Origin of the sequence: Nitrospirillum guanabarense, from assembly GCF_034653355.1 — a bacterium.
In the GTDB taxonomy this organism is placed as follows: Bacteria; Pseudomonadota; Alphaproteobacteria; order Azospirillales; family Azospirillaceae; genus Nitrospirillum.
On sequence record NZ_JAYEER010000004.1, the window covers coordinates 779,575 to 798,281 of the forward strand.

General features: G+C 67.8%; 15 protein-coding genes. 9 read left to right on the forward strand and 6 right to left on the reverse strand.

Annotated features, from left to right (window positions below; translation table 11 throughout):
* Positions 1–2 precede the first annotated feature (2 nt).
* The gene (locus UAA55_RS21625; RefSeq protein WP_322955290.1) at positions 3–1,661 is read left to right on the forward strand and encodes a hydantoinase B/oxoprolinase family protein; all 1,659 of its coding nucleotides are present in this window, start codon (positions 3–5) and stop codon (positions 1,659–1,661) included.
* Here the strand turns inward: UAA55_RS21625 and UAA55_RS21630 are convergent.
* Positions 1,640–2,620, reverse strand: a complete 981-nt coding sequence (locus tag UAA55_RS21630) for a LysR family transcriptional regulator (protein WP_322955291.1) — start codon at positions 2,618–2,620, stop codon at positions 1,640–1,642. The genes UAA55_RS21625 and UAA55_RS21630 overlap by 22 nt on opposite strands.
* A 172-nt stretch (positions 2,621–2,792) precedes the next feature.
* Here UAA55_RS21630 and UAA55_RS21635 point away from each other — a divergent pair, with 172 nt between their 5' ends.
* Complete coding sequence (locus UAA55_RS21635; RefSeq protein ID WP_322955292.1) at positions 2,793–3,584, forward strand: SDR family NAD(P)-dependent oxidoreductase; 792 nt, start codon at positions 2,793–2,795, stop codon at positions 3,582–3,584.
* Positions 3,585–3,623: 39 nt separating this feature from the next.
* On the forward strand, positions 3,624–5,042 hold the full coding sequence (gene allB / locus UAA55_RS21640; protein WP_322955293.1) for an allantoinase AllB: 1,419 nt from the start codon (positions 3,624–3,626) through the stop codon (positions 5,040–5,042).
* Between the two features lie 13 nt (positions 5,043–5,055).
* Here the strand turns inward: allB and UAA55_RS21645 are convergent, their stop codons facing one another.
* Positions 5,056–5,946 carry a TatD family hydrolase gene (locus UAA55_RS21645; RefSeq protein ID WP_322955295.1) on the reverse strand — a complete coding sequence of 297 codons (891 nt, stop codon included), beginning with the start codon at positions 5,944–5,946 and terminating at the stop codon, positions 5,056–5,058.
* Positions 5,946–6,740, reverse strand: a complete 795-nt coding sequence (locus UAA55_RS21650; RefSeq protein ID WP_322955297.1) for an EboA domain-containing protein — start codon at positions 6,738–6,740, stop codon at positions 5,946–5,948. The genes UAA55_RS21645 and UAA55_RS21650 overlap by 1 nt, the downstream gene beginning before the upstream one ends.
* A 116-nt stretch (positions 6,741–6,856) precedes the next feature.
* Between UAA55_RS21650 and UAA55_RS21655 the strand changes: the two genes are divergently transcribed.
* On the forward strand, positions 6,857–8,239 hold the full coding sequence (locus UAA55_RS21655) for an alkaline phosphatase family protein (RefSeq protein ID WP_322955298.1): 1,383 nt from the start codon (positions 6,857–6,859) through the stop codon (positions 8,237–8,239).
* Positions 8,240–8,279: 40 nt separating this feature from the next.
* Positions 8,280–8,735 (forward strand): hypothetical protein, encoded by a 456-nt coding sequence (locus tag UAA55_RS21660; protein WP_322955300.1) that lies wholly within the window; start codon positions 8,280–8,282, stop codon positions 8,733–8,735.
* Between the two features lie 19 nt (positions 8,736–8,754).
* Here the strand turns inward: UAA55_RS21660 and UAA55_RS21665 are convergent, their stop codons facing one another.
* The 3 genes from UAA55_RS21665 to UAA55_RS21675 are packed head-to-tail and all read right to left on the reverse strand — an operon-like array spanning position 8,755 to position 12,076.
* Positions 8,755–9,654, reverse strand: coding sequence for a UbiA family prenyltransferase (locus UAA55_RS21665; protein WP_322955301.1), 900 nt, complete (start codon positions 9,652–9,654; stop codon positions 8,755–8,757).
* Positions 9,630–10,856 (reverse strand): metabolite traffic protein EboE, encoded by a 1,227-nt coding sequence (gene eboE, locus UAA55_RS21670; RefSeq protein WP_322955302.1) that lies wholly within the window; start codon positions 10,854–10,856, stop codon positions 9,630–9,632. Before eboE ends, UAA55_RS21665 begins: the two co-directional genes overlap by 25 nt.
* Entirely contained in the window at positions 10,856–12,076 is a 1,221-nt protein-coding gene (locus UAA55_RS21675; protein WP_322955303.1) for a 3-dehydroquinate synthase, read from the reverse strand. Before UAA55_RS21675 ends, eboE begins: the two co-directional genes overlap by 1 nt.
* A 327-nt stretch (positions 12,077–12,403) precedes the next feature.
* Here UAA55_RS21675 and UAA55_RS21680 point away from each other — a divergent pair, with 327 nt between their 5' ends.
* The 4 genes from UAA55_RS21680 to UAA55_RS21695 are packed head-to-tail and all read left to right on the forward strand — an operon-like array spanning position 12,404 to position 18,684.
* Positions 12,404–14,398 (forward strand): hypothetical protein, encoded by a 1,995-nt coding sequence (locus UAA55_RS21680; protein WP_322955304.1) that lies wholly within the window; start codon positions 12,404–12,406, stop codon positions 14,396–14,398.
* A gap of 59 nt (positions 14,399–14,457) precedes the next feature.
* The gene (locus UAA55_RS21685; protein WP_322955306.1) at positions 14,458–15,597 is read left to right on the forward strand and encodes a ferritin-like domain-containing protein; all 1,140 of its coding nucleotides are present in this window, start codon (positions 14,458–14,460) and stop codon (positions 15,595–15,597) included.
* 51 nt (positions 15,598–15,648) lie between these two features.
* Entirely contained in the window at positions 15,649–16,881 is a 1,233-nt protein-coding gene (locus UAA55_RS21690) for a hypothetical protein (RefSeq protein WP_322955307.1), read from the forward strand.
* Between the two features lie 33 nt (positions 16,882–16,914).
* Positions 16,915–18,684: a hypothetical protein gene (locus UAA55_RS21695; RefSeq protein ID WP_322955309.1), complete on the forward strand. Its 1,770-nt coding sequence runs from the start codon at positions 16,915–16,917 to the stop codon at positions 18,682–18,684.
* Positions 18,685–18,707 lie beyond the last annotated feature (23 nt).

The following is an 18,707-nucleotide window of genomic DNA, read 5'->3' on the forward strand; positions in this document are numbered from 1 at the left end:
CCATGACGGCAGCGTTGAATGAACTGCGCACCCAGGTGATCTGGACCCGCCTGATCTCCATCGTGGAGGAACAGGCCCAGACCCTGATGCGCACGGCCTTTTCCACCACCGTGCGCGACGCCGGCGACCTGTCGGCCGCCCTGTTCGACCTGCAGGGCCGGCTGATCGCGGAGGCCGTGACCGGCACCCCTGGCCACGTCAACTCCATGGCCGCCGGCGTGCGCCATTTCCTGGCCAAGTTCCCCGTGGCGACGATGGCGGAGGGGGATCACTTCATCACCAACGACCCCTGGCTGACGGCCGGCCACCTGCATGACGTCACCGTGCTGTCGCCGGCCTTCCACCAGGGGCGCATCGTCGGGTTGTTCGGCGTCTGCTGCCACCAGGTGGACATCGGCGGCCTGGGCCAGGGGCCGGACGGCCGGTCGGTTTTCGAGGAGGGGTTGCAGATCCCGCTGATGAAGCTGGCCAGCCGGGGCGTGCTGAACCAGGACCTGCTGGACATCCTGTGCCTGAACGTGCGCACACCCCTGCAGGTGCGGGGCGACGTGCTGTCCTACATCTCCAGCAACGAGTCAGCGGCGCGGCGGCTCAGCGCCATGCTGGCGGAATTCCGGCTGGAGGATCTGGCCAGCGTCGCCGACTATATCGTCGACCGCTCGCTGGCCGCCACGCGGGCGGAGATCGCCAAGCTGCCCCAGGGCAGTTGGACCAGCAGTCTGACCATCGACGGCTATGACCATCCTATCACGCTGCGCGCCCGCCTGACCATCGAGGGCGAGCGCATCCTGGTGGACTACCAGGGCACCGACGCCTGCGTGCCGCGCGGCATCAACGTGGTGCTCAATTACTGCCGCGCCTATACCATCTTCGGCCTGCGCTGCGTCATCTCGCCGGAGGTGCCGAACAATTACGGCGCGCTGCTGCCGTTCGAGGTGGTGGCGCCGGAGGGCAGCATCGTCAACGTCCAGCGGCCCTGGCCGGTGGCCGCCCGCCATGTCATCGGCCAGATGCTACCCGACCTGGTGTTCGGCTGTTTGTCGCAGGCCATCCCGGACCGGGTGCCGGCGGAGGGCAGCTCCTGCCTGTGGAGCGTGCAACTGCGCGGCCGCCAGCCGGCGGGTGAGCCCCAGGCCGGCGACAGTTTCGACGCCATCTTCTTCAACAGCGGCGGTTCGGGCGCGCGTCCCCGCCAGGATGGCCTGTCCGGCACCGCCTTCCCCAGCGGCGTGCGCGCCATGCCGGTGGAGATCACCGAGAACAGCGCCCCCATCGTCATCTGGCGCAAGGAGCTGCTGACCGACAGCGGCGGCATCGGCGAGCGCCGAGGCGGCCTGGGCCAGCGGGTGGAGGTGGCCATGCGCGACGGCAGCGCCTTCGAGGTGCTGGCCATGTTCGAGCGTGTGGACCATCCCGCCCAGGGCCGCGACGGCGGCGGTGACGGTTCGCAAGGGTCGGTGCGCCTGGCGTCGGGCAAGGCGATGCAGGCCAAGGGCCTTCAGCAAATCCCGGCAGGCGATAGGCTGATATTGGACATTCCCGGCGGCGCCGGCCTGGGGGCGGCCACATCGCGCGCCGCGGACCTGGTGGCGCGCGATGTGGAGGAGGGCTTCGTTTCCGCCGAAGCGGCCGCCCGCTTTTACGGAAGCGGCGTCGGCTGACCCTCGAAGGGCACCTGCTCCTCCTCCGGATAATAGTCACCCAGCGTGGGCAGCGACCGGCAGTCGTTGAGTTCGCGGGCCATCTGCTCGGCGAACTTGGCGGCGGCCAGGGGCAGGGGGCGGCCCTTCAGCTGGCCCAGGACCAGCGGCCCATAGGTGCGGTCCAGGTCGCTGATGCGGCGCACGGCGTAGCGCGGGTCGTTGCGCCACAAATCGGCGCCGATGTCGATCTGGAAGGCGATCAGGTTGGACACCGCCACCAGGTCGCCCAGCAGGTCGAAGCTGTTGGACTCCACGCCGATGGACAGCTTGGCGGAGCTGGCCGCCAGGCGGTTCTCGATGATCTCACGCCCGCCGAACGATGACTTCGGCATGGCGGTCTCATACTCCGCGCACTCGCGCAGCCGCAGGATGTCCTTGGCCGCCAAGGGGTGGTCGGCGCTCATGATGGCGACCAGGCCCTGGCCGATCGACATGATCGGGTGCAGTTCGGGGTGGCGCAGCGGGCGGAAGATCAGCACCAGGTCGATCTCGAACGCGGTCAACTGGCGCATGGCCGTCGAATGGTCGGTGACCGTGATCTTGAAGCGCACGTTGGGGTGTTTCTTGCGGAAGGCGGCCACCTGCCGCAGCACGAAGCCGCGCGCCACCGCCTGGCTGCAGGCCAGCCTGATCTCGCCCCGCTGCAGGCCGGATAGTTCCTCGATCTCCGAATAGACCCGGCGCAGATCCGCCGATTGCGAGCGGATCCAGCGGATCAGCACCTCTCCGGCCGCCGTCAGGCGGACGCCGGAGGAATGGCGTTCGAAAATGGGGGCGCCCAGGTCGTGTTCCACATCCTGGATACGTCGCAGCAGGGCGGAGGGCGTGACGTTCAGGCGTTCCGCCGCCTGGCGAACCGATCCGATGCGGGCGACCTCGTTTATGTAGATCCAAATTCGCTGATTGCGCAGAGCCATGATGGGTCCCTGTTCGTTTTTGGCTACGCCCCACCCCAGCTTTAGCACAACTGCGGCAACGGCATATCTTTAATGTCAATGGGGTGGGTGCTGCCCATCCGACCTTGAATTCCAGATTGATCTAAATCTGACCAAATATCCATAGTTGCCTGAAGCAATATAGAGGAATGAAATGGATCTGTTCCTTGCGGGAAAGAAGATTCTTGTCACAGGTGCTGGCAAGGGCATGGGGCCAGAAATCTGTCTTTCTTTTGCGGAGGAGGGGGCGGATATTGCCATTTTAGGGCGAGATATGGCGCCACTGAATGATCTGGCGGCAAAAATAGAAGGGCTGGGCGTGCGCGCGCTGGTGCTGTCGTGCGATGTGCTGGACGCCGCGCAATGCGATGCCGCCGTTTCGGCAACGGTCGAAGCGTTCGGCCAGGTGGACGTGCTGGTCAACGTGGCGGGCGGCACCGGCCCGGTGGGGACCACCGCGTGGGACACCACGCCGGAGGCCTTTGACGAGATCGTGCGTTTGAACATGACCGGCTGCTTCAACACCATGCGCGCCGTGCTGCCGGGCATGATCGCGCGCCGCTATGGCAAGATCGTCAATGTCGGCGGCACCTTCGGCTTGCGCGGCCGCGCCGGCCGCATGGCTTATTCGGCTTCCAAATGGGGCCTGCGCGGCATCACCAAGTCCACCGCCATCGAGGCCGGGCCGTACAACGTCAATGTCAACATCGTCGCCCCCGGCATGGTGGACGGACCCCGCTTCCGCACCAAGGTCATGCCCGCCGTGGCCAAGGCCCGTAGCCTGACCGAGGAGGAGGTGATCGCGGAACACGCGGCCGAATATGCGCTACGCCGGATCAGCACGGCGCGCGACGTGGCCGCCGCCTGCCTGTTCCTGGCGTCCGACGTTTCGAAGCAGATCACGGGTGTCGACCTGCCCGTCGACGGCGGCTGGGCAGCGCTCTGATCCATCCATTCGGTTTAGCGTTCTTGCGGGAAAAGCATCATGAAGGCAGACATCGTCATCAACGGCGCCACGCTGGTTACCGACAGCGCCCAGTTCCAGGCCTCGATCGCCATCAAGGACGGCGCCATCCTGTCCATCGGCGCCGCTGAATCCATGCCCGAGGCAACCGAAGTGGTGGACGCCGGGGGCAAATACATCCTACCTGGCGCCATCGACGCCCATGTGCATTTTCGCGACCCCGGCTACACCCACAAGGAGACGTGGGAGACGGGCACGGCCAGTGCGGCCATGGGTGGTGTGACCACCGTGTTCGAGATGCCCAACACCAACCCGCCCACCGGCACGGTGGAAGCCTTGAACCTGAAGCTGAAGTCCGCCGAGCAGGCTTACGTTGATTTTGGCATTTACGGCCTGCTGGGCGAAGAGAACCTGGGTGAGTTGGAAGCCTTGATCGAGGGCGGTGTCGCCGGGTTCAAGTGCTTCATGGGGAACACCTTCGGCAACCTGCCGTCGCCGCCCACCGGCGCCATCCTGGAAGGCTTCGAGATCGTCGCCAAGCACGGCTACCGCATCGCCCTGCACGCCGAAAACGCCTCCATCATGGCGCGCCGGTCCAAGAAGCTGCGGGAAGCCGGCCGCTGCGACCCGCTGGCCCACCTGGACGCCCGGCCGGCCGTGGTGGCGACGGAGGCGGTGTCCCGCGCCGCCATCCTGGCGGAGTGGACCGGCGCCCGCATCCACATCCTGCATGTCTCCTCGGGTGACGAGTTGCGTCCCTTGCGGGAGGCGAAGGCGCGCGGCGTGGACATCACGGCGGAGACCTGCCCGCATTACCTGCTGCTGGATGAGCGCGCCTACACCGAGAAGAAGTCGCTGATCCGCGTGAACCCGCCGGTGCGCGAGAAGACGCACCAGGACCAGCTGTGGGTCGCCGTGCAGGATGGCACCATCGACATGATCGCCACCGACCACGCCCCCCATTCGCATGAGGAAAAGCATCGCGACGACATCTGGACGACGGATTGCGGTTTCACGGGCGTGCAGACGCAGATGCCGCTGATGCTGACGCAAGTGGGCGCCGGCCGGCTGTCGCTGACCGACTATGTGCGCATGACCTCGCTGGCCCCGGCCAAGGCCTTTGGCCTCTACCCGCGCAAGGGCGCCCTGTTGCCGGGATCGGATGCCGACCTGGTGATCATCGACATGGAACGGGAGACCCAGGTGGATTCGACCAAACTGAAATCCAAGGGCTCCAGCACACCCTTCCACGGGCACGCGGCCAAGGGGGCGCCGGTGCACACCTTGGTTCGCGGCCGCTTCGTCATGCGGGATGGCGCCTTGGTGACGGAGGCCAAGGGCCACGGCCGCAACGTCCGCCGCATCCAGCAGATGCCGACGCCCAAGCCCCGCAACGTCGAGACGACCACGGCCGCCATCATCAAAAAGAAGCGCGGATAGCCAAAAAACGAAATCAGGTTCCCGTGACGACGGCTTCCCGCCCGCCCCGCAGGATGGAGTTGCCGGCGAAGGACGTGCGCTGGTCGATGACCGCCGGGCCGGCCCAGTCGGTTTCCGCGATCTGGCCGCTGGGGGCGAAGGCCGCCAGGGCGTTGGCGTAGCAGGCCAGGCGCACGTGCTCGGCGGGCACACCCTGTTCCAGGGCGAGGCGCGCCGTCTTCGGCACCGCCAGGGGGTCGGAAATGCCCCAGTCGCAGGCCGAATTGACGATGACCCGGTCAGCGCCGTAGCGCTTCAGGATCTCCACCATGCGGGCGTCGCCCATCTTGGTGCTGGGATAGATCGAGAAGGCGGCCCAGAAGCCCTGGTCCAGGACGGCGCCCACCGTCTCCTCATTATTGTGGTCCACCACCACCTGGGCCGGCGACAGGCCGTGCTCCAGGCAGACGGCCATGGACCGCAGGGTGCCCTGCTTCTTGTCGCGGTGGGGGGTATGAATCATGACGGGCAGCGACAGCTCCCGCGCCAGATCGAGCTGCTGGCGGAAATAGCGGTCCTCCAGCGCCGTCTGCTCGTCATAGCCGATCTCACCGATGGCGACGACGCCGTCCTTCTGTGCGAACAGGGGCAGGATCTCCATCACCGCCTCCGCCAGCGCCTCGTCGTTCGCCTCCTTGGAGTTGAGGCCGATTGTGCAGTAGTGGCGGATGCCGAACTGGCTGGCGCGGAAGCGCTCGAATCCGAGGATGGCGGACAGGTAATCGGCATAGCTGGCGACATGGGTGCGCGGCTGGCCCACCCAGAAGGCGGGCTCGATGACCGCCACAACGCCGGCGGCCGCCATCGCCTGGTAGTCGTCGGTGGTCCGCGAGATCATGTGGGCGTGCGGGTCGATAAACTGCATCAGAACCGATTCCTTTCCATCCAGGCGCCGGCCGCGGCGCGCTCTTCCGGGTCATCGCTGCGCGCCGCCAGCGCGAGGTCGTCCATCCCCCCGATCTCGGCGGCGTAGGGGCCGAGGCAGCGCCACAGCTCCGGCGAGATGCGCCGGCCCGCCGCCCGCCGTTCGCGCGCGTAGTCGCGCAGGATGCGGGCCAGGCCGGGGTTGGCGCGCGCGTCCAACCCCTGGATGGGCGCCAGCGTGCTGTCCACGAACAGGGCCTTCAGCACCATGTGGTTCCAGCGATGCTCATCCATCCGCTCCCGGGGATAGGGACTGTCGTGGGCGATGGCCTCGAACACCGGGCGCATGTTGGTGCGCAGGCCTTCCCCCACCTCGTCCGCCAGGACATCCGGGTCGGCATAAAGCGGCAGTCCCTGGAACAGGGCCACCTGTTCCGCCGGGTCCGCCACCCGCCGCAGCCGGCGGAAGCGCGCGCTGAAGATGCCGGGGGCCGAGGGCGGGCAGCGCAACAGCAACAAGATGCGCGCGGCGCCCTCCAGGCTCCACCCCTGGGGCCGCCAGCCGGGCCGTGCCGCGTCCGCGGTGGCCAAATCGGCGGGCGTCAGGGCCAGGGGGCCGCGTCCCAGTTGGCGCGCCACCTGGCCGAAGGCGATGTCGAAGGCCCGTTCGGCGGCCGGGTCGCCCGGTGTCATGGTGGCGATCTGGTCCAGCCGCGCCTCCAGCCACTGCCGCCCGGGGGCCGGCGCCCGCCGGACGATCCATTCCCACATCAAATCCTGAGGAGCACCGTTCATGCGCAGGCCTGCATACTTACGGTTTTAATCAACGCTAATCACATATCATAATGATATACTATGGCGGCCAATGGCATGCAAAAAACGATTCAATGGCGACAGGGCAGCCGAAAAATATGCATCGCACCGTTGTTCTGCTTGTCGTGGGGCTGACCCCCGATCTGGTGGGGGCCGACACCCCGCATCTCGCGGCCTTGGCGTCCCGGGGCGGGCTGCGGCCCCTGGAAACGGTGACGCCGGCGGTGACCTGCACGGTCCAGTCCACGCTGGTCACCGGCCTGCCGCCCGCCGGCCACGGCGCCGTGGCCAACGGCTGGTATTTCCGCGATCAGGCGGAGGTGATGCTGTGGCGCCAGTCCAACCGCCTGGTGCAGGGGGAAAAGCTGTGGGAGGCGGGCAAGGCCCGGGACCCCGCCTTCACCTGCGCCAAGCTGTTCTGGTGGTACAATATGTACGCTTCGGCGGATTGGAGCGTGACGCCCCGGCCCCTATATCCGGCGGACGGCCGCAAGATACCGGACTGCTACACCCACCCGCCGGAGTTGCGCGACACCCTGACCGGCCGGCTGGGGGCCTTCCCGCTGTTCCGCTTCTGGGGGCCGCTGGCCGATATCACCGCCAGCCGCTGGATCGCCGAGGCCACCCGCCACGTCATGGCGGCGCATGAGCCGACCCTGACCCTGACCTATCTGCCGCACCTGGACTATGACCTGCAGCGGTTCGGACCCGACCCCGCCCACCCGGCGGTGCGCCAGGCCCTGCGCGACGTCGACGCCCTGGCCGGCGACCTGATCGCGGATGCGGAGGCCGCGGGCGCCCGCGTGATCGTCGTGTCGGAATACGGCATCACGCCGGTGACCGAGGCCATCTTCATCAACCGTGCGCTGCGCGCGGCGGGGCTGATCGCCGTCCGGTCGGAACTGGGCCGCGACGTCTTCGACGCCGGCGCGTCCGCCGCCTTCGCCCTGGCCGATCATCAGGTGGCGCATGTCTACGTCCGCGATTCCCGGGACATCGACCGCGTGCGGGACCTGGTGGCGGGCCTGGACGGGGTCGAGGCGGTGTGGGGGGCGGCGGAAAAGCGCGCCCAGGGGCTGGATCATCCCCGCGCCGGCGAACTGGTGGCGATCAGCCGGCCCGACCGCTGGTTCGCCTATCACTACTGGATCGATCCCGCCCACGCGCCCGACTACGCCCGGACCGTCGATATCCACCGCAAGCCGGGCTACGACCCGGTGGAGCTGTTCTTCGACCCTGGCCTGCGCTGGCCCAAGCTGGCTTCCGCCTGGCGGTTGGCATTACGCAAGCTGGGCCAGCGCCGCCTGATGGACGTCATCTCCGCCGGGGACACGGCGCTGGTGCGGGGATCGCACGGCCGCGTCACCGATGATCCGGCGCTGGGGCCGCTGGTCATCAGCTCGGCCCCCCATCTGCTGCCGGCGGGCGCCCTGGCCGCCACCGACTTCAAGGCGCTGGTGCTGGCGCATGTGTTCGATTGATCGCCGGAGGGCCGGCGCATCCAGCAAGGGAGGGAACGCGATGAGGAGCTATGCATGGGGCGTGATGGTGGCGGCGCTGCTGACGGCGCCGCTTCCGGTGGCCGCGCGGGCGGCGGACTGCCCGCAGCCGCTGCAGATCGTGGGCCTGTACCAGTGCACCGGGGAATGCGTGGTGACGGCCGGGGACGGCACCCAGTCGGTGACGGAGGTGGCGGGCGAGACCAACACCATCCAGCCCTATCCAGGCTCCAAGCACGGCCTGTACCGGATCAGCATCCAGGCCGCCGGCTTCACGGAGACGGAGGTCGGGCCGCTGCACGGGCAGACGCTCTATACCGCCACCAGCCAGGTGTCCGATGGGCACTATCCGGTGCTGGAGGACTATCTGTTCGACGTCAAGGTGTGCCGCGTGCACGGCTACACCAAGATCGTCCGCAACCCCAGCCAGGCGACCTACAAGTCCTGCGCGGTCCAGTGCGTCAAGGCCGTGCAGTAGCCCAGGACGGGAGCATCCCTCACGTCCCGGGGATCACGCGCTGCAGGGTCAAGGTGAGGGGGAAGCACATGGCCGCCACCGCCACGGCGGCCGTGTCGCCGCCCGCCGCCGCGATCAGGGCCGCGTCATACAGGGCGATGGCCGCGATCAGCAGGGCCACCGCCCGGGGCACATCGCCGGGCGCGCGGCGGAAAAAGCGGCGGAGGCCGGCGGCGATGGCCAAGCCCAGCGCCAGGCTTAAGGCCAGGGCCAAGGGGGCCAGGGCCAGCGGGGCGGTCTCCCCGCCTGTCAGCGCGGCGCCGATGGCGACGGCCAGCGGCAAGGCCAGCACAGCCAGCGGCCAGACGGCGCCCAGGCGGTCGTACGCCTCCTGCCGGGCGGCGTAGGTCAGGCCCACGACCAGGCAGAACAGGCCGGCGCCGCCGGCCAACAGGGCGGGGGCGTCCAGGCGCCCGCCGGCCATGGCCGCCGCCGTGCCGTAGCACAGCAGGCGGCAGAGGCCCATGACCAGGGGGGCCGCCGCTGTGCGCTTGTGCATCCAGTCATAAAGCAGGATGGCCGCCGCCAGCGCGCCCGCCGCCAGGCCGCCGCGCGGGCCCGTCGCCGCTGCCAGGGCCAGGCCCAGGGCCAGCAGGGCGAAGCCGGCGGTGAACACCGCCGCGCGGGAGGCGTCGCCCCGGGGGATGGGGCGGCTGGGCCGTTCCCGCGCGTCGATCTCCACATCCATGGCGTCGTTCAGGTACATGCCGCCAATATAGAACAGCGCCAGCGCCAGGACGGCGCGGGCGGCATCAGGCCAGGCGCCGCCGGACAGGATGATGCCGGCCAGCGCGTTGGACAGCACCGTGGGCAGGTTCGAGACCCGGCCCAGGATCAGGACGGCGCGGGGCCGGATCAGGACAGCTGGCGCAGAACCCATTCCAATTCCCTCTCGATGCCCGTGGTGACGTCGCCCGCGGTGATGGCGGTGGTTTCGCCGGACGCCGCCATCAGGCCGGTGCCGGTGGGCAGCACGTCCCAGGTATAGGTCTCGACCTCCAGGTGGGCGGAGATCGGTTGCGCCCGGTGCAGGGCCAGCACCCGCTCCAGCACCGGCCGGGTGGACCCCAGCGGCGGGCGCGGGTTCGTGAACACCGGCACATGAAAGTGGATGCGCCATTCCTCACCATCGCCACCGGCGGCAAGCGCTTCCGGAAGGTCCAGGAAGCGGCGGGTGGCGCCGCCGTCCGAGCGGGTCACCACCTGGTGCAGGTAGACGGCGTCCTTGAAGGCCGCCACCTGCCGCCGGGCTTCACCATCCATGCGTTCTATCCGCAGGGCGGCGCTCAGCTGGATTTTGTGGATGGGGATGCCGGCCTGGGCCAGGGCCGCCAGCGTTTCCTCCGGCGTCTCGAACGCCACCGCCATGTGGCAGACGTCCAGGCATAGGCCCAGGTGCCGGGGCAGGGCGGCGGCGGCCTCATCGGGCGTAAGGCCGCTCAGCGCGGCCAGGCGCCGCGCCGCCGCCGGGGTGAACAGCCAATCCCTGAAGAAGGTCACGGCGTCCTGGGTGGTTTCCAGCAGGCACCACGGCTCCGGCTCCAGGGCCAGGGCCACCGTGCGGCCGGTCTGGCGCCGCAGGGCCACCAGGTCGGCCACGCCGCGCAGCAGACCGTCGGCCACCGCGTCCTGGCGGTCACGGGTGCTCTCGGCGAAGCCGCCGGGCACGGTGCTGATGGTGGCGGTGGCGCCTGCCGGGACCAGGGCCGCCATGACGCGGGCCAGGTTGGCGGTGTAGTGCCGCCGCTGCGGCGTGGTCCAGTCCGGCTGGTACACGTCCGTCTTGACGCTGACCCCGTGGAAGCGGCCGTAGGGGAAGCCGTTCATGGTGTAGGCGACATAGCCTTCGGCCGCGAACAGGGCGGACAGCTCGGCCGCCGCCGCGTCCGGGTCGGCGGCGGCTTCGGCCGACAGGCGCAGGCCCACGGCGAAGGGGGCGTCGGGGCTGAGCCGCCGCTTGATCTCCCGCACCGGGCCCTGCAGGGCGGCCTTGACCTCGGCCATGGTCTGGGTGGGGTGGACGTTCAGGCAATAGCCCAGCCAGCCCTGTTTTCCGGCATCTTGTCTTCCAGGCAGGCGCATTAGGGGGCCTCCCGTCCGGCCAGCCAGTCCAGGGCCTGGGCGATCAGGGCGGGGTTCATCTCATGCACCTCCACCCCCTGGCCCAGTCCGGCCAGCAGGGTGATGGTCAGTTCCCCGCCCAGATGCTCGCGAAATTCCTCCAGTGCCGCCAGGACCAGGGCCCGCACCTCCGCCGCCGGCCGCGACAGGACCGGGTGCCACAGACGGAAACCCAGATGCTCCAGCAGGACGGCGACACGGGTTTCCGACCCCGGCGGCAGCATTCCCGCCAGCACCGAGTAGCGGGTGTCCAGCGCCAGGCCGATGGCCACCGCCTCACCATGGCGCAGGTGGTGGCGGCTCAGGCTCTCCAGCTTGTGCGCGATCCAATGGCCGTAATCCAGGGGACGGGCGCTGCCCTGTTCGAAGGGGTCGCCGCCGCGGGCGATCTGCGCCATGTGCAGCTCGGCGCAGCGCCGGATCATCCAGTCGGTCGCCGCCGGTTCGAACAGCGCGAGGGCGTCGGCGTTATGCTCCAGCCACTGGAAGAAGGCGCCGTCACGGATCAGGGCCACCTTCACCGCTTCGGCCATGCCGGCGACGCGATCGCGGGCGGACAGGGTATCCAGGAAGGCGGCGTCGTTCACCACCGCCCAGGGGGGCGCGAAGGTGCCGATCTGATTCTTGGCGCCGTTGCGGTTGATGGCCGTCTTCACGCCCACGCCGCTGTCGTTCTGGGCCAGGACGGTGGTGGGCACCCGCACCATGCGGACCCCCCGGTGGGCGGTGGACGCCGCCAGGCCGACCGCATCCAGGAAGGCGCCGCCGCCCACGGCCAGCACGTAGGAATGGCGGTCGATGCCGGCGTCGAAAATGGCGTCGTGCATCCGGCCGATATAGTGGGCCTCGTTCTTCACCGCCTCGCCCCCGGGCAGGGCGATGGGGGGCCGCGCCAGTGCCGGCACGTCGTCGCGGGCGGCGAAATAGGCGCTGATGGCGTCGGGCAGGTCCGGCCGCCGCTCCATCACGCCCATGTCCACGAAGACCAGGCACCGCGCCCGGGGACCAGGCCCGGCGGCCAGCACGGCGGCCAGGGCCCCGTTGTCCGGATGGAAGCAGTGGCGGGTGAAGGCGACGGCGTAGTCGTAGGTGACCGCGAAGCGCTGACGGACGATGCCGTCGCCGCCGGCAAGGCCGGAGAGGGCCGCAGCCGTGGTCACAGCCACAGATTGATGATCCATGCGTGCAAATGCCTTTTATGATGCTCGATAAAATGGTATAGCCACACAAACAATCAATCAACGGCGTATATGATCACCGCGTAGATCGAACCAAGCGTGGCGGAAGCCGACAACACGTACGCTTTAATTGTGGCTTTCTGAAACAGGGGTGGCGATCGCCGCTGGGGTGTCACGCCCGCCACCGGCCGCGATTCCGGGGCGGGCCCCATTTCCGTGCGATGTCGCGACGCGGGGCGTCGGGCCCCCGCCTGCGACCACCTTTGCCAGCGTTTTCTTGCCGCAGCGGTTCAACCGCATTGGCGCACCTTCACGACAAGGGCCAACGCCATGAGTTATTTGAACGCGATCAGGCTGGTGTTCTCCGGCCGCTTCCAGGCCGATCCGTCGACGGTGAACAACGACGTTCGCCATTACGACAACGCCAGTTTCCAACCGGAATACCAGGATTATCAGAAGGGTACGGTGGCCGAGGGCTGGTGGAACCCGTCCGGGTCGGGCGCCTTCCGCTTTCTCGATTGCGTCGTGCGCTCGGTTCACTACGCCGACGGTTCGTCCATCGACGACCCGACCATAGACCCGGTCATCGGCCTGTCGATCCTGGACGCCAACAGCCGCACCAGCGGCAAGATCGTCGACATCGACCCCCAGTGGCAGCTCGCTTCCGAGTTGTGGGGGCTGACGGTGCGCCTGGCCAAGGTCACCGACACCGGGGCCACCACCTATGTCGGCGGCAAGTACGCCCCCAACCCCTTCCGCGACCTGTGGTTCAGCCGCGCCTCCGGCCTGGGCGGGGATGCCGCCGCCTCCGCCCTGTTCCAGTCGGTGCTGACCGGGGTGGACTGGGCTGACGATCTGCCGGACAGCCGCTTCCTGCGGGAATTGCGGGGCAAGACCCAGGGCGGCAAGCTTTCCATCCGCCTGGTCACCTACGCCTACAAGGATGACCACACCCAGCCGGGCTTCACCTTCGGCACGGTTTCCGGCGTCATCGGCCCCTATCTGGAAGGGGAGCCTGAGTTGATCATCGTGGGCCGCCGGTTCGCGCCGCAGAACGGCCAGACCACCTGGAACAACATCGGCTTTTTCACCGGCGTGCTGGGGGACGACAACCGGCTGCTGCTGGATTTGTGCAACGCCCTGCCCATCGACGCCAACGCCCAGCCCCTGGACCTGGGCGTCATGACCGTGGGCTCGCTGCTGGCACCCACCACGCCGGAAGGATCGCCCATCGGCGTGGGCAACTACCAGCCCATCGGCCCCGTGGCATACCAGTCCCCGGATTGGCTGCTGAAGGACGGCGGCATCGCCGAATTCCTGCTGACGCAGGATCAACTGGCCAACCAGTCGGCCGACGGTCAGTTCACCCCCCTGGCGGTGGCGACCCAGCCCGCGGGCGCCGGCGTGCCCATGGTCGCCATCCGTGAGACGGTGGACGGGCTGTTCGTGGGGGCGGAACCCTTCGTGCTGCGCATCGACAGCAGCGACACCGGGCCGGTCAACGCCACGACGACCCTCTACGCTTCCATCTATGGCCAGCCCGCGCAGACGACCGAACTGCTGCTGAAGCAGTCGGGACCAATGCCCAACCTGGGCGGCGGCTACGGAACGGACCAGCCCACCGCTGATATCCCCCTGGCCGGCGTGCCCGAGAAGGCGCTGAGCTTCCCCCACGCGGTGGAGACCGGGGCCGCCGGCACGACCGCCGTCACCATCCAGGCGACGCCGCCCCGCAACCCGCGTGGCTACATCGACGGCCAGCTGTACAACATCCTCTACCGGATGAAGCACCAGACCCGGCAGGCCTTCGGCCAGTTCGAGGTGATCGCGCTGCATCTGCGCGACGCCTACCCCGTGCCGGAACGGCCCACCTGGCTGGGCGACATCAAGCCCATCTTCCAGCAGTACGCCAACCTGTACCCCATCATGAGCCAGCGGCTGGTCCATCTGAACGACCCGCTGTCGGTCTACCGGCACCGTGAGATCCTGAGCCTGGCGTTCTCGCTGGACATCACCGATCCCAACTACATGCCGGTGACCCGCGACCTGTCGGAAGGCAAGCGGCAGACCATCGTCAAATGGCTGCGGCACCTGGATCAGGACCAGCCCTTTCTGGAGCTGTGCGCCCAGGCCCCGGCCGTTCCCACCCAGCAGCCCCCAGCTCAGCAGCGCTCGGCTCAGCAACCCTCCGGCCAGCAACCCAAGGCCAGGCGGCCGGTTGCCGCCACGGCCGAGGCGGCGTCGCCGCCCGCCGGCGGCAAGACCACCTTCGCCGGTTCCTACGCCAAGGCCATCGCCCGCGCGAAGTTCACCAGCGGCGAGTGACCGCGGCCGCTGCCCGCGCCGAACGGCGCGCCCGATACCGTTTCATTGGAGACGCCCTCATGTCGACCAGCGCGACCCCGGTGGTAACCATCCGCACCGACATCCTCAACCGCGTCAAGGCCGCCACCTGTGCGGATGACCTCTATCCCTTCCTGCAGTCGGCCGTTGAACTGGAACACGCGACCATTCCGGCCTATCTCACCGCCCTCTATTCGATCAAGCTGGGGACCAACACCGCCGTCGCGCAGATCATCCACTCCATCGTGGTGGAGGAGATGCTGCACATGACCATCGCTGCCAACGTCCTGAACGCCATCGGCGGCCAGCCCAGCATCAACCATCCCGGGTTCATTCCCAAATATCCCGGCCCCCTGCCCATGAGCGTGGACGATGGCCTGATCGTCCCCCTGGCGCCCGTCAGCCTGGATCTGGTCCAGAACGTGTTCATGCGCATCGAACTGCCGGAAACGCCGCGGCACTATCCCAGTTTCGCCTTGGGTTACGCCCAGCGCGGCTACGCCACCATCGGCGAGTTCTACGACGCCATCATCGAGCGCATCCTGTTCCTGGGGCCGTCCATCTTCACCGGCGACCCGGCGCGACAGGTGGTGGACAACACCTGGTTCCCGCCGAACCAGCTGTTCCCCATCACCGACGTGGAATCGGCCGTGCGCGGCCTGAACGTCATCAAGCGCCAGGGGGAGGGCACGCCCGACGACCCGCTGGAGAGCGACGGCCAGCCGGCCCACTATTACCGGTTCGAGGAGATCGTGAGGGGCCGCCGCCTGGTGAAGGACGACCGTGTGCCCGAGGGTTATTCCTTCACCGGTGACGCCGTGCCCTTCCATCCCGAGGGGGTCATCAACCTGGTGCGGAACAGCAAGCTGGCCGACTACCAGAAGGGCAGCCTGGCCTACGCCGGGGTGGAGCAGGCGAATTACACCTACACCAGCCTGCTGAACGCCTTGCACACCACCTTCAACGGCCAGCCCGGGACGCTGCGGGCCTCGCTGGGCCTGATGTTCGAACTGCGGCTGGTGGTGCTGGAAAAGGTGGTCAACCAGCTGGTGATCGATCCGGACGCGCCTCACTACGGCCAGTTCGCGGCACCGGCCTTCCAGTTCGCGGCGCCGGCGGCCACCGCCGACTTCGTGGCCGTGCCCGTCGTGACGGCGGAGACCGCGCTGGTCCCATCCTGACCGATCCCGCCGGCGAGAACGGCGCAACATCCCTGCACAATGGGGGCTTTCATGAAACGGACAGCGATCGCCACCGCCACGGCCCTGGTACTGGGCCTCGGCACCCTTCCGGCCCAGGCGCAACAGACGGGCGCGCCGCTCACCCCGAGCGGCGCGGCTTGTGAGTTCCCCACCACCACGCCGCCGCCCAGCGGCGACGCCAAGGCCTTCGCCACCTATGCCTGGCAGATGTTCATCGCGCTGAGTTGGACGCCCAAGGTGGGCGACCGCGGTGTGCCGGACTGCGCCAAGCCGCTGGGGGGCAGCACGGCCGGTACCGTCTGGCAGACCTACAAGACGGCGGATGAGATTTTCCTGCCCAATGCCCAGAACCCCGGGCCCTGGAACTCCTCCCTGACACCCATATTGTTCAAGCAGACGGCCAAGGCATCCACCGCCGTCCAGAAAAGCGCGCTGGGCTCCATCATGCAGCCGGTGGGCGGCTGGCTGATCGACCAACGGGGCAACCCCACCTATTACGAGGTGGCGGCCAACCGCGTCTCCTACGACTACATCGTCGCCAACGGCTTCTACAACGCCAACACCGTCAACGCGGCCCGCAACATCGCCTTCCCCGACTGGGCGACCGAGGTGAAGGCCAGCTGGCGCATCCTGACCGCGCAGGACGACAAGTCACGCTACCTGACCCTGGCGGCGACGGTGGAGACCTTCGACGCCAACGGCAAGCCCAACGGCACCAAGCCAGCGACCTTGGGCCTCGTGGGCCTGCACATCATCGTCAAGGCCAAGGGCTATCCGCAGTGGATCTGGTCCACCTTCGAACAGGTGGACAACGTGACGCCGGCCCCGAACGGCAAGGCGTCCTATTTCGATCCCAACGCGAAGCCCGGCGATGTGAACCAGTCCCCCTGCAAGGTCGGCGTGCTGCCGTGCACGCCCAAGCCGGGAAAGACCTTCCAGACGCCGGACCCCCTGACCCGCGTGACCGCCATCCCCTCGGCCGTGGCGGCCGTCAGCCAGCAGATCCAGGCCCAGTATGGTTCCACCTTCGTGAAATACTATGAGCTGGTGGGTACCCAGCACCCGGCCGACCCCAGCGACCCCGGCAATCCCCTGGGCACGCCGACGACCAACCTGTTGGCCAACGTGACCTTGGAAAGCTACCTGCAGCCGACCAGCAGCTGCATGGCCTGCCATTCCACGGCCGTCTCCGGCCCCAGCCGCTACAAGTCCGACTTCTCCTTCCTGTTCATCCATGCCCAGGCCCCCAAAAGCGGACACTGAGGCGGCATCAACGCGGATAAAGGGAGCGCAAACATGGGCATTCTGAACGGACCCCGGATCAACTTCTGGGGCGGCATCCGGACCAACGTCTGCACGGCCAACAATTCGGATACGGTCACGGTGGGAAGCAGCAAGCTGCAAATCCTGGATTTGGCGGCATCCAAGGTGAACCCCAAATACGCCGGAGATACGGACGAACAGCTCATCAATTACCTGCGCCAGGACCCCGGCAGCTGGAACTATTACGGCGATTACCTGGTGAATCTGGTGGATGCCCAAGTCAGCAGCCAAGGTCCCGCCGGTGGCGTGGTGGAGGGGGGCGACCTGACGGGGCAGCCTGTGTATCTCCTGGGGTCCGTCGATCCCGTGACCAAGCAGCCTCCCGTTTTCGGCGCCGTCATGGTCGACCTGGACCCCAGCGGGGTGACCAGCACCCAGATTTTCGTGGGCGGCCTGCAGATCGGCGCGTCGACGGCGCCTAAGCTGCTGATCCACCATGACGCCGTCTGCTCAAGCCACTCGGTGGCCCTGCGCATCCCCGGGGGGCCGGGCTCGGGCGCGTTCAGCGGCACGTTCCAGGTGACCTTCCCCAAGTCGGCGGTGACGCAATACGACACCAGCAGTCCCGTCATCGCCGCCATCATGAACGACGCGCGGGCCACGGGCTTCGTGCTGCGCTTTTCGATGTTCGAGATGGCGCCGCCGCTGTCCACGGCGGAACGCCTTCAGGCCTATGAGGCTAATACCAATCCCTCCAACCCCAGCTCGGGGCGGGTCATCGGCACCTTGGGGCCGCATTACCAGGGCGAGCCCGATACCTGCCCGCCCGGACGGCTGTTGCTGAACAAGGCCGCGCCAGGGATTGCCCAAGGATACTATGCCGAGGGCTACGCCATCGTCGACGCGGCATCGAACATGCTCAGCATCGACACCGTCAATCTGATGATGAAGCAGGCCTTCCGCGCCAACGTCAAAGACATCTCGGGGCCCATCGGGCCCAATGTCGACTATGGCCCCATCGCCGTCGGCGTCGGTTCCACCAAAGGGTCGCTTGGCGTCACGTTCAATGCCCGGCCGACGGACTACTACAAATATGGCGGCATCGTCGATGTGCCGCTGACCGAGCAGCAGGCGCAGCTGGCGGCGGCCCTGCCCATCACACTGACGGGCCGCAACGGTGCCAACAGTCTCGACGTCACCGAGGAGTCGCTGCGCATCTACGGCGACGCCCGCAACATCTACCTGGATGACCTGCCCGGCAGCCAGGCGGTCTACTCTTTCATTGTCGCCTACCTGGGCGGGCCGCTGCCGGTGGACATGACATTCAACCTCACCAGTTCCAGCTCCGGCACTATAGCCAATCCGAATTACCTGACCTTCCCGCCCCACGTGGCGGTGCAGAAGGGGCAGAGCAGGCTCAGCTTCACCGTCGGCGACCAGGGCAACGCCAATTTCGGCTTCGAGTGCCTGACCATCAAGAACGGTTCGAGCGCGTACTTCGTCAATTTCCGCAAGTATCAGAAAACGGACTTCGGCATTCCCAAGGGCGCCACGGTCACATGGCAGCAGGCCTACGAATACGCCTTGCGCTTCCACTACATCGTCTTCCCGGCCATGTCGTTGCGCCTGCCGCTTAACGACATGGGGACGGTGGTCGCCACGGCCGACCAGTTCCTGGCCCGCCTGTCCCCGGCCTATCGCCACACCACGCTGTGCATGCCCATCACCCGCAGTCTGTCGCCCAGCCAGATCCAGCTGATGGACTGCTTCCTGTCCAACAAGCCTTGGGCCCCGCTTCCCTGAGCGGTCGCCGATCATTCCATGAC